We start from the raw sequence: 13250 nt of genomic DNA on the forward strand, positions 1-13250 counted from the left end.
GTCGCCGTCGGCCCGATGCGGGGTCAGCCTGGAGTGGACCCGAAGGCCGACACCCGACGGAAGGAACCCCGTGAACAGCACCCCCGAACGAAGCGGCGACGACTCCACGGCCGGCCAGGAGGTGCTGGTGTCGCTGAGCCGGTGCGACCTCGCGGACGCGCGGAGCGTGTTCGGCGTGCTCGGCAGCGCCTTCGACTCCGACCGGGACGCGGGCGACGAACCCGAGGCGACGAGCGGCCCCCGCCCGACCGTCTGGGTCACCACCGTCGACGTCTCCGAGCCCAAGGCCCCCGCCGAACCCGTGACGCTCTCCGCCCCGGTCACGGTGGACGCCCAGGGCGGCTACTGGGCCGTCGACCGGCTGCGCGACCACCTCACCGGCGCGTTCGCCGTGCGCGTCGTCGGCACGGCGGCGGGGGATCAGGAGCAGGAGGTCAGGCTCCGCCTGGAGAACCGCTGACACGTCCTCGTCGCCCCAGCAGGACCCGTAGTGAAAGGTGTTCGAGCATGGATTCCCTCGCCCTGGAAGCGGTCACCGCACCGGAACCGGTCACGGTGGAACGTTCCACCGTGACCCTGCACGTCAACGGGGAGGAGACCGAGCTGACGCTCGACCACCGCACCACGGTCCTGGACCTGCTGCGGGAACAGCTCGGCCTGACCGGTGCCAAGAAGGGCTGCGACCACGGCCAGTGCGGCGCCTGCACGGTCCTCGTGGACGGCCGCCGCGCCAACAGCTGCCTGCTCCTCGCCGTCGCCCAGGACGGTTCGGCGATCACCACGGTGGAAGGACTCGCCGACGGCGACACCCTGCACCCCGTGCAGCAGGCGTTCGTCGAGCGCGACGCCCTGCAGTGCGGCTACTGCACCCCCGGGCAGATCTGTTCGGCCGTCGGCATGCTCAAGGAGGCGGCCGACGGCCACCCGTCCCACGCCACCCCGCCCGACGCCCTGACCGAGTCCCCCGCCCCCCTCGGCGCGGACGAGATCCGTGAGCGGATGAGCGGCAACCTGTGCCGGTGCGGGGCCTACCCCCGGATCGTCGAAGCCATCGAGGACGTGACGCCGTGAAACCGTTCGGCTATCAGCGACCCACCACCACCGCCGAAGCCGTACGGCTCTGCGCGGCGGGCCCCGGAGCCCGCTTCCTGGGCGGCGGGACCAACCTCGTCGACCTCATGAAACTCGGCGTCGAGGAACCGGGCCTCCTCATCGACGTCACCAAACTGCCGCTGGACCGGGTGGTCCGCACCCCGGACGGCGGTCTGCGGATCGGCGCCACCGTGCGCAACAGCGACCTCGCCGCCCACCCCGACGTACGCCGTGACCACCCCGCGCTCTCGCAGGCGCTGCTGGCCGGGGCCTCGGGGCAGCTCCGCAACACCGCCACCACCGGCGGCAACCTCCTCCAGCGCACCCGCTGCTCCTACTTCCAGGACGTCTCCAAGCCCTGCAACAAACGGCTCCCCGGCTCCGGCTGCCCCGCCCGCGAAGGCTCCCACCGCGACCTCGCGATCCTCGGGCACTCCCCGGAGTGCGTGGCCACCAACCCGTCCGACATGGCCGTGGCCCTCGCCGCCCTCGACGCGACCGTGCTGCTGCTGGGACCGGAGGGCGAACGGGCCGTCCCCGTAACCGAGTTCCACCGGCTGCCGGGGGAGAACCCCGACCAGGACACCGTGATCAGGCCCGGCGAGCTGATCACCGAAGTGGTGCTCCCGCCGCCGGCCCCCGGCACGGTCTCCCGCTACCGCAAGGCCCGCGACCGCGCCAGCTACGCCTTCGCCCTGGTCTCCGTCGCCGCCACCCTCCAGGTGGACGCCGGCCGCGTCGAGCGGGCCACGCTCGCGTTCGGCGGCGTCGCCCACCGGCCCTGGCGCGCCCGCCGGGCCGAGGCCGAACTGCTCGGCGCCCCCGCCACGCCCGCCGCCTTCCAGCATGCCCTGATCGCCGAACTGGCCGAGGCGCAGCCCCTGCGCGACAACGCCTTCAAGGTGGACCTCGTCCGCCGCGTGGCCCTCGACGTCCTCGGTGAACTCTGCGAGCCGCAAGGTCCCGAGGCCGGCCCGGCCATCTGACCCCCACCTCACCGACCGCCTGACCCCCACCCCGCCGACCGCCTGACCCCCGCCCCACCGACCGGAGGACCCCGCCGCCATGCCCCACGCCCCGCAGCTCACCGGTGCGCCCGTCGTCCGCAGGGAGGCCCGGGACAAGGTCACCGGCACCGCCCGGTACGCGGCCGAGCACACCCCGCCCGGCTGTCTGTACGCCTGGCCGGTCCCGGCCACCATCGCCGCCGGCCGGGTCACCGCCGTACGGGCGGTCGACGCGCTCGCCGTCCCCGGTGTGCACACCGTGCTCACCCACGACAACGCGCCGGCCCTCGCCGAACCCGAGGACCCGATCCTCGCCGTCCTCCAGAGCGACCGTGTCCCGCACCACGGCTGGCCGATCGCCCTGGTCGTCGCCGAGTCCCCGGAGGCCGCCCGGACGGGCGCGGGGCGCCTTCTCGTCGAGTACGAGAGCACCGAGCACGATGTGACCCTCACCGAGGACCACCCGGGCCTCTACACGCCCGAGAAGGCCAACGGGGGCTTCCCCGCCGTCCGCAAGCGGGGCGACTTCGAGCGGTCCTTCGCCGCCGCCCCCGTCCAGGTCGACGCCACCTACCGCCTGACCTCGCTGCACAACCACCCCATGGAGCCGCACGCCGCCACCGCGTGGTGGGCGGACGGACACCTCACCGTGCACGACTCCAGCCAGGGTTCCGACGCCGTGCGCAAGAGCCTCGCCCGGGTCTTCGGCCTCGGCCCCGAGCACATCACGGTCGTCTCCGAGCACGTCGGCGGCGGCTTCGGCTCCAAGGGCACCACCCGCCCGCAGGCGATCATGGCCGCCATGGCCGCCCGCCACACCGGCCACCCGGTCAAGATGGTCTTCCCCCGCGCCCAGCTCGCGGAGGTCGTCGGCCACCGGGCCCCCACGATCCAGCGGGTGCGCCTGGGCGCCGACCTCGAAGGCGTCCTCCAGGCCGTCTCGCAGGAGATCGTCACCCACACCTCCACCATCAAGGAGTTCGTCGAGCAGGCCGCCGTACCCGCCCGTGTCATGTACGGATCCCCGGACAGCACGACCACGCACCGGGTGGCCGCCCTGGACGTCCCCAGCCCCTCCTGGATGCGCGCGCCGGGTGAGGCCTCGGGGATGTACGCGCTGGAGTCGGCCATGGACGAACTCGCCTCCGCCCTCGGCATGGACCCGGTCGAACTGCGGCTGCTCAACGACCCGGCCACCGAACCGGACAGCGGCCGCCCCTTCAGCAGCCGGGGCCTGGCCGCCTGCCTGCGCGAGGGCGCGACCCGCTTCGGCTGGCACGGCCGCGACCCCCGCCCCGCCGCCCGCCCGGAGGGCCGCTGGCTCCTCGGTACGGGCGTGGCCTCGGCGACGTACCCCGTCCTCGTCTCCCGGTCCACCGCCCGCGCCCACGCGGCAGCCGACGGCACCTTCCGGATCGAGGTCAACGCCACCGACATCGGCACCGGGGCCCGGACCGTCCTCGCCCAGATCGCCGCCTCGGCCCTCGCCGTCGACGTGGACACCGTCGACGTGCGGATCGGCTCCACCGACCTGCCCACCGCCCCGCTGGCCGGCGGCTCCTCCGGCACCGCCTCCTGGGGCTGGGCCGTCCACAAGGCGGCGACCGGGCTGGCCGCCCGCCTCGCCGACCACCGGGGGCCGCTGCCCGCCGAGGGGTTCACCGCCACCGGTGACACCGAGGAGGAGACGGCCGCCGAATCCCCGTACGCCCGGCACGCCTTCGGCGCCCACTTCGCCGAGACGGCCGTCGACTCCGTCACCGGCGAGGTCCGGGTGCGTCGGCTCCTCGGCGTGTACGCCGCCGGGAAGATCCTCAACGCCCGTACCGCACGCTCCCAGTTCACCGGCGGCATGGTGATGGGCATCGGCATGGCGCTGACCGAGGGCTCGGCCATCGACCCGGTCTTCGGCGACTTCACCGCCAAGGACCTCGCCGCCTACCACGTGCCCGTCAACGCCGACACCCTCGACATCCAGGCGCACTGGATCGACGAGGACGACCGCCACCTCAACCCGATGGGCTCCAAGGGCATCGGGGAGATCGGCATCGTCGGGACCGCGGCCGCCATCGGGAACGCGGTCCGCCACGCCACCGGGGCCCGGCTGCGCGAACTGCCGCTCACCCCCGACCGGCTGCTGCCCTACCTCCTCTGACGCGGGGCGGACAGCCCTCACCAGGGCGAACTGCTCATCTGTTGCGCGGACGGCCCACCCGGGTGACCCTAATGAGTGACCCAGAAGTGATCAGTGCTCACGCTTCGTGTTCGGGGGTTGTTGGTACGACGGGGTGAAGCATGTGGGCCTCGCGGTGAGGAGCCTCGACGATGACCGTTCCACTCGACCGGCACTATTCGGTCGAACTGCAGGTGTCGGCAGAGCGCGTTTCCCAGGTGCGGCGCATCGTCGCCGCGCACCTTCGTCACTGGAGTCTCGAACTCCACGTCCGGCCGGTGTGCCGGGCCATGGACGAACTCCTGACCAATGTCCACCGGCATGTCGGTGACGCCAACCAGTGCGTCGTCGAACTCCGCTGGACCGGCCGGCACGTCACCGTGTCCGTCGCCGACAACAGTGCCCGGATGCCGCGGCTGCTGCCGGCCGGCGGCGGGCTGAGCCGGGTGATGGCCCTCAGCGACAGCTGGGGCACCTGCCGGACCACGGACGGCAAGGTGGTCTGGTTCACCCGCTACGCCCAGGCGCAGCAGACCGCGGGACTGCTGCCGTACCCCCCGCTGCCCGGCGTGCGCGAGTCCCGCCGCGCCCCGCTCGCGGCGCTCGTGTAGATCCCCACAGCACCGCACACCCGGCCGACGCGGAACGTGCCCCATCCGGCACGCATGATCCGCGTCGGCCGGGTACGTGCGAGAGGGGCCGCGTTGCGCCCGACCACGCGGCGCGGCACCGTCGAAGTACCGACGCAAGGAGGTCACTGCCATGCCCATCGCGACGGTCAACCCCGCGAACGGCGAACTGATCAGGTCCTACGACGCCCTCGGCGAGGAGGAGACCGAGCGCAGGATCACCGCCGCCCACACCACTTTCCAGCAGTACCGCACCACCCCGTTCGAGCAGCGTGCCGCCTGGCTGAACCGGGCCGCCGACCTGCTGGACGCGGACCGCGACACCATCGCCCGCACCATGACCCTCGAAATGGGCAAGCCGGTCACCGCGGCCCGCGCCGAGGCTGCCAAGTGCGCCAAGGCGATGCGCTGGTACGCGGCCAACGCGGAGCGCCTGCTCGCCGACGAGCACCCGGACCCCGCCGATGTGACGGACTCCGGTGCCTCCCGGGCCCTGGTCCGCTACCGCCCGCTCGGTGTCGTCCTCGCCGTGATGCCGTGGAACTTCCCGCTCTGGCAGGTGGTGCGCTTCGCCGCTCCCGCGCTGATGGCGGGCAACGTCGGCCTCCTCAAGCACGCGTCGAACGTGCCGCAGACCGCGCTCTACCTGGAGGAGCTGTTCCACCGCGCCGGATTCCCGGCGGGCTGCTTCCGTACGCTGCTGATCGGCTCGGGCGCCGTCGAGGCCGTCCTGCGCGACCCCCGGGTCGCGGCGGCCACCCTCACCGGCAGCGAACCGGCCGGCCGCGCCGTCGCCGCCACCGCCGGTGACGAGGTCAAGAAGACCGTGCTGGAGCTCGGCGGCAGCGACCCCTATGTCGTGCTGCCCTCGGCCGACGTCGAGAAGGCCGCCGCCACCGCCGTCACCGCACGCGTCCAGAACAACGGCCAGTCCTGTATCGCCGCCAAGCGGTTCATCGTCCACGCCGACGTGCACGACACGTTCGCCGATCACTTCACCGCCGGGATGCGCGCCCTCACCGTCGGCGACCCGCTGGAGGAGACCACCGACGTCGGGCCGCTCTCCAGCGAGCAGGGCCGCACCGACCTGGAGGAGCTCGTCGACGACGCCGTCGAACGCGGTGCCACCGTCCTGTGCGGCGGCGGCCGGCCCGACAGGCTCGAAGGCGGCCTGGAGAACGGCTGGTTCTACAACCCGACCGTGCTCGCCGGGATCACCCCCGCCATGCGCATCCACCGCGAGGAGACCTTCGGCCCGGTCGCCACCCTCTACCGGGTCGCGGACCTCGACGAGGCGGTCCACCTGGCCAACGACACGCCGTTCGGGCTCAGCTCCAACGTCTGGACCCGGGACGCGGGGGAGCAGGAGCGGTGCGCCCGCGACCTGGAGGCGGGCGGGGTCTTCTTCAACGGGATGACCGCCTCGCACCCCGCCCTGCCGTTCGGCGGGATCAAGCGCTCCGGTTACGGGCGCGAGCTGGCCGGGCACGGCATCCGCGAGTTCTGCAACGCCACCACGCTCTGGTACGGCCCCGAGAACACCTGACGGGTTCCGGCCGGATCCACCCGTGCGCCGTCACCCATGAGGAGACCTGCTCCGTGAGCGACACCCACACCCCGTCCACCCTCTCCGACCAGGAACTCGCGGCGCTCGACGCGCACTGGCGCGCCGCCAACTACCTCGCCGTGGGCCAGATCTACCTGATGGCCAACCCCCTGCTGACCCGGCCGCTCACCCCCGAGGACATCAAGCCGCGGCTGCTCGGCCACTGGGGCACCTCACCGGGGCTCAACCTCGTCCACACCCACCTCAACCGTGTCGTCAAGGACCGGGGCCTGAAGGCCCTCTGCGTCTGGGGCCCCGGCCACGGCGGCCCGGCCGTCCTCGCCAACGCCTGGCTGGAGGGCAGCTACTCCGAGACCTATCCCGACGTGCCCCGCACCACCGAGGGCATGGGCGTGCTCTTCAAACAGTTCTCCTTCCCCGGCGGGGTGCCCAGCCACGTCGCCCCGGAGACGCCCGGCTCCATCCACGAGGGCGGCGAACTCGGCTACGCCCTCACCCACGCCTACGGCGCCGCCTTCGACCACCCCGATCTGCTGGTGACCTGCGTGGTGGGCGACGGCGAGGCGGAGACCGGACCGCTCGCCGCGTCCTGGCACTCCGACAAGTTCCTCGACCCGGTCCACGACGGGGCCGTCCTGCCGGTCCTCCACCTCAACGGCTACAAGATCGCCAACCCCACGGTCCTGGCCCGGCTGCCCGAGGAGGAGCTCGACCAGCTCCTGCGCGGCTACGGCCACGACCCGCTGTACGTCACCGGCGACGACCCGGCCACCGTCCACCGGGCGATGGCCGCCGCGATGGACACCGCCGTCGAGCGGATCACCGCGTACCAGCGCGCGGCACGCGAGGACGGGGCCACCGAGCGCCCCCGCTGGCCCATGATCGTGCTGCGCACCCCCAAGGGCTGGACCGGTCCCAAGGAGGTCGACGGGCTCCCCGTCGAGGGCACGTGGCGCTCCCACCAGGTCCCGCTCTCCGGGGTCCGGGACAACCCGGAGCACCTGCGGCAGCTGGAGGCCTGGCTGCGCTCCTACCGTCCCGAGGAGCTCTTCGACGCGGACGGCCGCCCCACCGACCAGGTCCTCGCCTGCGTCCCCGAGGGGACGGCGCGGCTCGGCTCGACCCCGTACGCCAACGGCGGTCTGCTCCTGCGCGACCTGCCGGTCCCGCCCCTGGAGGACCACGCCGTACGCGTCGACAAGCCGGGCTCCGCCTCCCACTCGCCCACCCAGGTGCTCGGCGGGCTCCTGGAGGGCGTCATGGCAGCGACGGCCGAGCGCCGGGACTTCCGGGTGGTCGGCCCCGACGAGACGGCGTCCAACCGGCTGCAGGCCCTCTACCGGGCGACCGGGAAGGCCTGGCAGGCACAGACCCTGCCCACCGACGAACACCTCGCCCGCGACGGCCGGGTGATGGAGGTGCTCTCCGAACACCTCTGCCAGGGCTGGCTGGAGGGGTACCTCCTGACCGGACGCCACGGGCTCTTCTCCAGCTACGAGGCGTTCGCCCACATCGTCGACTCGATGGTCAACCAGCACATCAAGTGGCTGCGCACCTCGCGCCGGCTGCCCTGGCGGCTCCCCATCGCCTCCCTCAACTACCTGCTCACCTCGCACGTCTGGCGCCAGGACCACAACGGCTTCTCGCACCAGGACCCCGGATTCGTCGACCACATCCTGAACAAGAGCCCCGAGGTCGTACGCGTCTATCTGCCGCCGGACGCCAACACCCTGCTCTCGGTCGCCGACCACGCGCTGCGCAGCCGGGACTACGTCAACGTGATCGTCGCGGGCAAGCAGCCGACCTTCGACTGGCTCACCCTGGAGGAGGCCCGCGCCCACTGCGCCCGCGGGGCCGGGGCGTGGGAGTGGGCCGGGACCGAGGACGGCAGCCGCGAGCCGGACGTGGTGCTCGGCTGCGCAGGGGATGTCCCGACCCAGGAGGTCCTGGCCGCCGCCGACCTGCTCCGCCGTCATCTGCCGGAGCTGGCCGTGCGGGTGGTCAACGTGGTCGACATCGCCCGCATGCTGCCGCACGCGGAGCACCCGCACGGGATGCCGGACTCGGAGTACGACGCCCTGTTCACCCGCGACAAGCCGGTGATCTTCGCGTACCACGGCTATCCGTGGCTGATCCACCGCCTCGCCTACCGCCGGGCGGGCCACGCCAACCTGCATGTGCGCGGCTACAAGGAGGAGGGCACCACGACCACGCCGTTCGACATGGTGGTCCGCAACGACCTGGACCGCTACCGGCTGGTCATGGACGTCATCGACCGGGTGCCGGGGCTCGGCGTCCGCGCGGTCGCCGTACGCCAGGCGATGGCCGATGTCCGTACCCGCCACCACGCGTGGATCCGCGAGCACGGAGTCGACCTGCCCGAGGTCGAGGAGTGGAGCTGGAGCGGCTGAGCCACTTGGGGCGATCATGGAGGGTGTCCGCCCGACCCCGTCCCGCCGGAGAGCCCCACATGAAGCTGCGCTGCGCCGTGATCGAGGACTTCCAGTCCGCCGCCACCACCGTCGCCGACTGGTCGTCCGTCACCGCCGACGTGGACGTCGTCACGTTCACCGGGCACCTGGGCTCGACGGACGAAGTGGCCGCCGCCCTAGCGGAGTTCGACATCGTCGTCACCCTGCGCGAACGGGTCCCGTTCCCGGCGGAGGTGTTCGCCCGCCTGCCCCGGCTCCGGCTCCTGATCGCCTCCGGCATGCGCAACTCCGTGATCGACTTCGCCGCCGCCGAGCGGCACGGCGTCACCGTCTGCGGCACCGCCAGCTCCTCCACCCCGCCCGTCGAACTCACCTGGGCCCTGCTGCTCGGCCTCGCCCGCTCCATCGTTCCCGAGGCCAACGGCCTCCGTGCGGACGGGCCCTGGCAGTCCACCGTGGGCGCCGACCTGCACGGCCGCACGCTCGGCCTGCTGGGCCTGGGGAAGATCGGCAGCCGGGTCGCGCAGGTGGGCCGGGCCTTCGGCATGGAGGTGGTGGCCTGGAGCCAGAACCTCACGGAGGAACGCACCCAGGAGGTCGGCACCGCGCTCGCCGCGTCCAAGGAGGAGCTGCTGGAGGCCGCCGACTTCGTCTCCGTACACCTGGCGCTGAGCGATCGCACCCGGGGCCTGATCGGCGCCGCCGAGCTCGCCCGGATGCGCCCCACCGCCTACCTGGTCAACACCTCCCGGGCCGCCATCGTCGACCAGGACGCCCTGCTCGCTGTCCTGCACGCCGGGACCATCGCCGGGGCCGGGCTCGACGTGTTCGACGTCGAGCCACTCCCGGCCGGCCACCTGATGCGCACCGCCCCGCGCCTGCTGGCCACTCCGCACCTGGGGTACGTCTCCCGCGCCAACTACGCGACGTACTACGGCCAGGCCGTCGAGAACATCCGGGCGTTCCTCGACGGGGAGCCGGTGCGGCGGATCGGCTGAGGGCGCCTCGGAGGGGGTGGCCGGGGCGCCCTCAGCTGCGCACAGAGACTCAGAACCGCAGCGCCGCCGCGATCCGCCCGTGCCCGGCCAAAGAGTCGTCCTCGACGAACACCACATCGGCCCCGCCGTCCAGCGCCGCCTCGATCAGCTCGTCCACGATGTCCTCGCGGACCTGCTGGTCCTCGGACTGCGTGGTCCCCTCCGGGACCGGCTCCAGGTGTCCGTCGGTGACCCGGACGGTGGTCTGGAAGTGCTCCTCCACCGCGACCAGACCCACCCGGCCCTCCCGGACGGCGGCCCACACCTCGTCGAGCCCGCCGGCGAACGCGTGGGCGCTGCGGGCGTTGTCGAGGCGGGTCCCGACGTCGGCGGTGGCCTGCCGGGCCCCTTCCTCCAGGGCGGGCCGCAGCTCCTTCAGGACGTCGGCGGGCGGGAGGTCGGCCGGGGCGCCCTTGGCGATACGTCCGACGGCCCCCTTCGAGCTCTCGCCGACCTCGTCCAGCAGGGCGAGGGCGGGCGGCAGCCCCATCACGTACAGCGGACGCGGGTCGGCGGCCAGCACGGCACGCAGCTTCTGGTCGACGGTACGGAAGAAGTTCCGCGTGTCCTCGTAGGTGAACGTGCTCGGGGTGTCCCCGATCCGCTCCTCGCGCTGCGGGTTGGGTGCCTCCTTCGGCGCGGTCAGCGGGAAGCCGCCCAGCTCCCGCACCTCGATGCCGCCGTCCGTGCCGTTCCACAGGGTGGCGTGGTCGGCGGCGACGGTGAGCGCCCAGTACGGCCGCGCCTGGGCCTTCGCGGCGACGAGATTGCGGGTGAGGTAGCTGTCGCTGAGCACCACCCGTTCGGGCGCGGTGCGCGGAAGCTGCCAGATCAGGTGCTCGTCGGCCGTGGCCAGGACGACCAGCGAGTCCAGGGCCCGGCGCGGGTCCACCTCGTCGACGGCCCGGTCCAGCTCGGCCCGGATGGCGGCGGCCGTCTCCCGGCTCACCTGCGGATCGGCGTCCAGGCGGTGGCCCGCCTCCGCCACCAGGTTGCGCAGCCGCACCGGGTCCTGGTTGTTGTCCGGGGCCGTGCGGTGGGTCGGCATGGTCAGGGACAGGGCCGGATAGGGCCGGGTCGCCCGCAGCTCCCGCAACAGGCCGGCGGTCAGGGCGTCCGTGTCCATCGTTCCCTCCCAGGGCTTTCACCCGCTCCCGTAGGAAGCGGATGCGTATGAAGCGGATACGTCAATGAGTCAATTCATACCTTTTGATCCTAATATGGGCGAGTTGGTGATCACTGGCTGCGGGAGGTGTGCGCGATGTCCACGCTCACGGTGTGGAAGTTCCGGACGGCCGAGGGCGCGGAGGACGTCGAGGAGGCGCTGAAGTCCTTCCAGAAGGAAGGGCTGATCAAGATCCTCGACGCGGCGGTGGTCAGCTGGCCCGCCGACCGGGCGAAGCCCAGGACGAAGCAGCTCCTCAACCTCGTCGGCGCGGGCGCTCTCAGCGGCACCTTCTGGGGGATGCTCTTCGGGCTGATCTTCCTGATGCCGCTGCTCGGGGCGGCCATCGGAGCGGCGGCCGGGGCGCTCGGCGGCAAGCTGGCCGATGTCGGCATCGACGACGACTTCATCGCCGAGATCAAGGAGAAGGTGACGCCGGGAACCTCGGCACTGTTCCTGCTCACCCGGGACGAGGTGCCCGGCCGGATCGGCGCCGAACTGCCCGGCGGCGGCGCCGAGCTGCTCCACAGCAACCTGGACACCGAGCGCGAGGCCAGGCTCCGCGAGATCTTCGGCGACGACACGGCCGCGTGAGACCGCTGCCACCGCTTCCTGGCTCTTCTCCCCCTCCGATTGGACGGACCGTCCGTGAAAGCGAAACCCTCTCCGCTCCGAGCCGGCGTCCCCGCCGCGGCCGTCACCCTCCTCGCCGCCTCCACCACGGCCTGCGGCGTGAAGATCTTCCCCGGGTCGTCCGGGCCGAGCGCGGCTGATGGGCGACGCGGATGAGTGCCGCCGACGCGGTGACCGACTCGCTCAACAGGATGCGCGCCGAATTCGGCGACCTGCCCGGTGGCCGCCCGGCCGACTACATCCCGCAGCTGGGCCTCGCCGACCCGGACGCCTTCGGGCTGGCCCTGGTCAGCATGGACGGGCACAGCTACAGCGCGGGCGAGGCCGATGTCCCCTTCACCATCCAGTCCGTCTCCAAACCGTTCATCTACGCCCTCGTACTCTCCGTCCTCGGCCTGGACGAGGTGAGCCGGTGGGTGGGCGCCGAGCCGAGCGGCGACGCGTTCAACGCCATCAGCCTCGAACCCGGCACCGGCCGGCCCGCCAACGCGATGGTCAACGCCGGGGCCATCGTCACCACCGCCCTGATCCCCGACACCCCCGGCGAACCCGCCTTCGAACGCATCCTGCGCTGCCTCGGCCGCTTCGCCGGGCGTGAACTGGACGTGGACGAGGAGGTGTTCGCCTCGGAGGCGATGACCGGTGACCGCAACCGGGCGCTCGCCTATCTGATCCGCGCCACCGGCACCATGCCCGTCGACCCGGTCCTGGCAGTGGACCGGTACTTCCGCCAGTGCGCGGTGCGCGTCACCGCCCTCGACCTCGCCACGATGGCCGCGACCCTCGCGTACGGCGGGCTCAACCCGGTCACGCGCGAGCAGGTCGTCTCGTCGGAGGTCGCCGCCCAGGTGCTCGCCGTGATGGCCACCTGCGGGATGTACGACGGTTCGGGGGAGTGGCTGCTGCGGGTCGGGCTGCCCGCCAAGAGCGGGGTCTCCGGCGGACTCATCGCGGTCGGCCCCGCCCGCTTCGGCGTCGCCACCTACAGCCCGCCGCTGGACACCGCCGGCAATTCGGTACGCGGCCAGGCGGCGCTCCGGGCGCTCTCGGAGCGGTACGGGCTCCACCTGATGCTCAACCCCGCGCTGCCCGGATCCACCGTCAGCCTCGTAACGACCGCCGACGACCTGCCGTCCGCGCCCTCGGCCGACCACGAGCGGGTCCTGCACGAGCAGGTCGGCGTGGTCGCCGCGCAGGGGGCCATCGATTTCACGGCCGCCGAGCGCGTGCTGTACGCCTTGGACGAGTCGGGGCCGGACCAGGACAGTCCCGTCGTGCTCGACCTGCACGACGTCACCGCAGTCGACCCCGTCGGCCTGGGGATGCTGCACACCGGTCTCGCCCGGCTCGCCGCCGACGGCCGGCGCGCTGCGATCGTCGACCCGCGCGATCTGCTGGGCCCGCCGGACGTCGTGAGGGAGGGCACCGGCCAGGACCTGCCGCGCTACGCCACGCGCGAGGCCGCGGTGGAAGGGAGCGCGCGGGCCCTGGCCGGGGAGGGCTGAGCCGGACCGG

General features: G+C 72.8%; 11 protein-coding genes. 10 read left to right on the forward strand and 1 reads right to left on the reverse strand.

The genetic code is table 11. The annotated features are described in order from the left end of the window. The first annotated feature begins 70 nt into the window (after window positions 1-70). The 8 genes from ACK8N7_RS35210 to ACK8N7_RS35245 all read left to right on the forward strand — a co-directional run bounded on the left by ACK8N7_RS35210 (window position 71) and on the right by ACK8N7_RS35245 (window position 9898). Window positions 71-460: a hypothetical protein gene (locus tag ACK8N7_RS35210; protein ID WP_015606738.1), complete on the forward strand. Its 390-nt coding sequence runs from the start codon at window positions 71-73 to the stop codon at window positions 458-460. A gap of 47 nt (window positions 461-507) precedes the next feature. After that, a complete protein-coding gene (locus tag ACK8N7_RS35215) occupies window positions 508-1071 on the forward strand; it encodes a 2Fe-2S iron-sulfur cluster-binding protein (protein WP_403215568.1) in 564 nt (187 codons plus the stop codon). After that, window positions 1068-2078 (forward strand): FAD binding domain-containing protein, encoded by a 1011-nt coding sequence (locus ACK8N7_RS35220; protein WP_500445135.1) that lies wholly within the window; start codon window positions 1068-1070, stop codon window positions 2076-2078. Before ACK8N7_RS35215 ends, ACK8N7_RS35220 begins: the two co-directional genes overlap by 4 nt. Window positions 2079-2157: 79 nt before the next feature. Beyond that, window positions 2158-4254: a xanthine dehydrogenase family protein molybdopterin-binding subunit gene (locus ACK8N7_RS35225; protein ID WP_500445137.1), complete on the forward strand. Its 2097-nt coding sequence runs from the start codon at window positions 2158-2160 to the stop codon at window positions 4252-4254. A 170-nt stretch (window positions 4255-4424) separates the two neighbouring features. After that, on the forward strand, window positions 4425-4883 hold the full coding sequence (locus ACK8N7_RS35230) for an ATP-binding protein (protein ID WP_015606734.1): 459 nt from the start codon (window positions 4425-4427) through the stop codon (window positions 4881-4883). A 151-nt stretch (window positions 4884-5034) separates the two neighbouring features. Then, complete coding sequence (locus ACK8N7_RS35235; protein WP_500445139.1) at window positions 5035-6447, forward strand: NADP-dependent succinic semialdehyde dehydrogenase; 1413 nt, start codon at window positions 5035-5037, stop codon at window positions 6445-6447. Between the two features lie 53 nt (window positions 6448-6500). Continuing rightward, the gene (locus ACK8N7_RS35240) at window positions 6501-8879 is read left to right on the forward strand and encodes a phosphoketolase family protein (protein ID WP_403215560.1); all 2379 of its coding nucleotides are present in this window, start codon (window positions 6501-6503) and stop codon (window positions 8877-8879) included. Window positions 8880-8938: 59 nt separating this feature from the next. Then, window positions 8939-9898 (forward strand): D-2-hydroxyacid dehydrogenase family protein, encoded by a 960-nt coding sequence (locus ACK8N7_RS35245; RefSeq protein ID WP_403215558.1) that lies wholly within the window; start codon window positions 8939-8941, stop codon window positions 9896-9898. 49 nt (window positions 9899-9947) lie between these two features. On the opposite strand, the gene ACK8N7_RS35250 is transcribed toward ACK8N7_RS35245, so the two are convergent. After that, window positions 9948-11063: a baeRF3 domain-containing protein gene (locus tag ACK8N7_RS35250; RefSeq protein WP_500445142.1), complete on the reverse strand. Its 1116-nt coding sequence runs from the start codon at window positions 11061-11063 to the stop codon at window positions 9948-9950. Between the two features lie 135 nt (window positions 11064-11198). Here ACK8N7_RS35250 and ACK8N7_RS35255 point away from each other — a divergent pair, with 135 nt between their 5' ends. After that, complete coding sequence (locus ACK8N7_RS35255; RefSeq protein ID WP_403215554.1) at window positions 11199-11696, forward strand: DUF1269 domain-containing protein; 498 nt, start codon at window positions 11199-11201, stop codon at window positions 11694-11696. 191 nt (window positions 11697-11887) lie between these two features. Continuing rightward, a complete protein-coding gene (gene glsA / locus ACK8N7_RS35260; RefSeq protein ID WP_500445144.1) occupies window positions 11888-13240 on the forward strand; it encodes a glutaminase A in 1353 nt (450 codons plus the stop codon). Window positions 13241-13250 lie beyond the last annotated feature (10 nt).

It is taken from the genome of Streptomyces griseobrunneus, from assembly GCF_046713465.1.
GTDB classification, from domain to species: Bacteria; Actinomycetota; Actinomycetes; order Streptomycetales; family Streptomycetaceae; genus Streptomyces; species Streptomyces microflavus.

What these genes read in the sequence shown, in the direction of transcription:
- ACK8N7_RS35230 (WP_015606734.1), top strand. Translation starts at nt 4,425, where the DNA reads ATGACCGTTCCACTCGACCGGCACTATTCGGTCGAACTGCAGGTGTCG.
- ACK8N7_RS35235 (WP_500445139.1), top strand. Translation starts at nt 5,035, where the DNA reads ATGCCCATCGCGACGGTCAACCCCGCGAACGGCGAACTGATCAGGTCC.
- ACK8N7_RS35245 (WP_403215558.1), top strand. Translation starts at nt 8,939, where the DNA reads ATGAAGCTGCGCTGCGCCGTGATCGAGGACTTCCAGTCCGCCGCCACC.
- ACK8N7_RS35215 (WP_403215568.1), top strand. Translation starts at nt 508, where the DNA reads ATGGATTCCCTCGCCCTGGAAGCGGTCACCGCACCGGAACCGGTCACG.
- ACK8N7_RS35225 (WP_500445137.1), top strand. Translation starts at nt 2,158, where the DNA reads ATGCCCCACGCCCCGCAGCTCACCGGTGCGCCCGTCGTCCGCAGGGAG.
- ACK8N7_RS35255 (WP_403215554.1), top strand. Translation starts at nt 11,199, where the DNA reads ATGTCCACGCTCACGGTGTGGAAGTTCCGGACGGCCGAGGGCGCGGAG.
- glsA (WP_500445144.1), top strand. Translation starts at nt 11,888, where the DNA reads ATGAGTGCCGCCGACGCGGTGACCGACTCGCTCAACAGGATGCGCGCC.
- ACK8N7_RS35250 (WP_500445142.1), bottom strand. Translation starts at nt 11,063, where the DNA reads ATGGACACGGACGCCCTGACCGCCGGCCTGTTGCGGGAGCTGCGGGCG.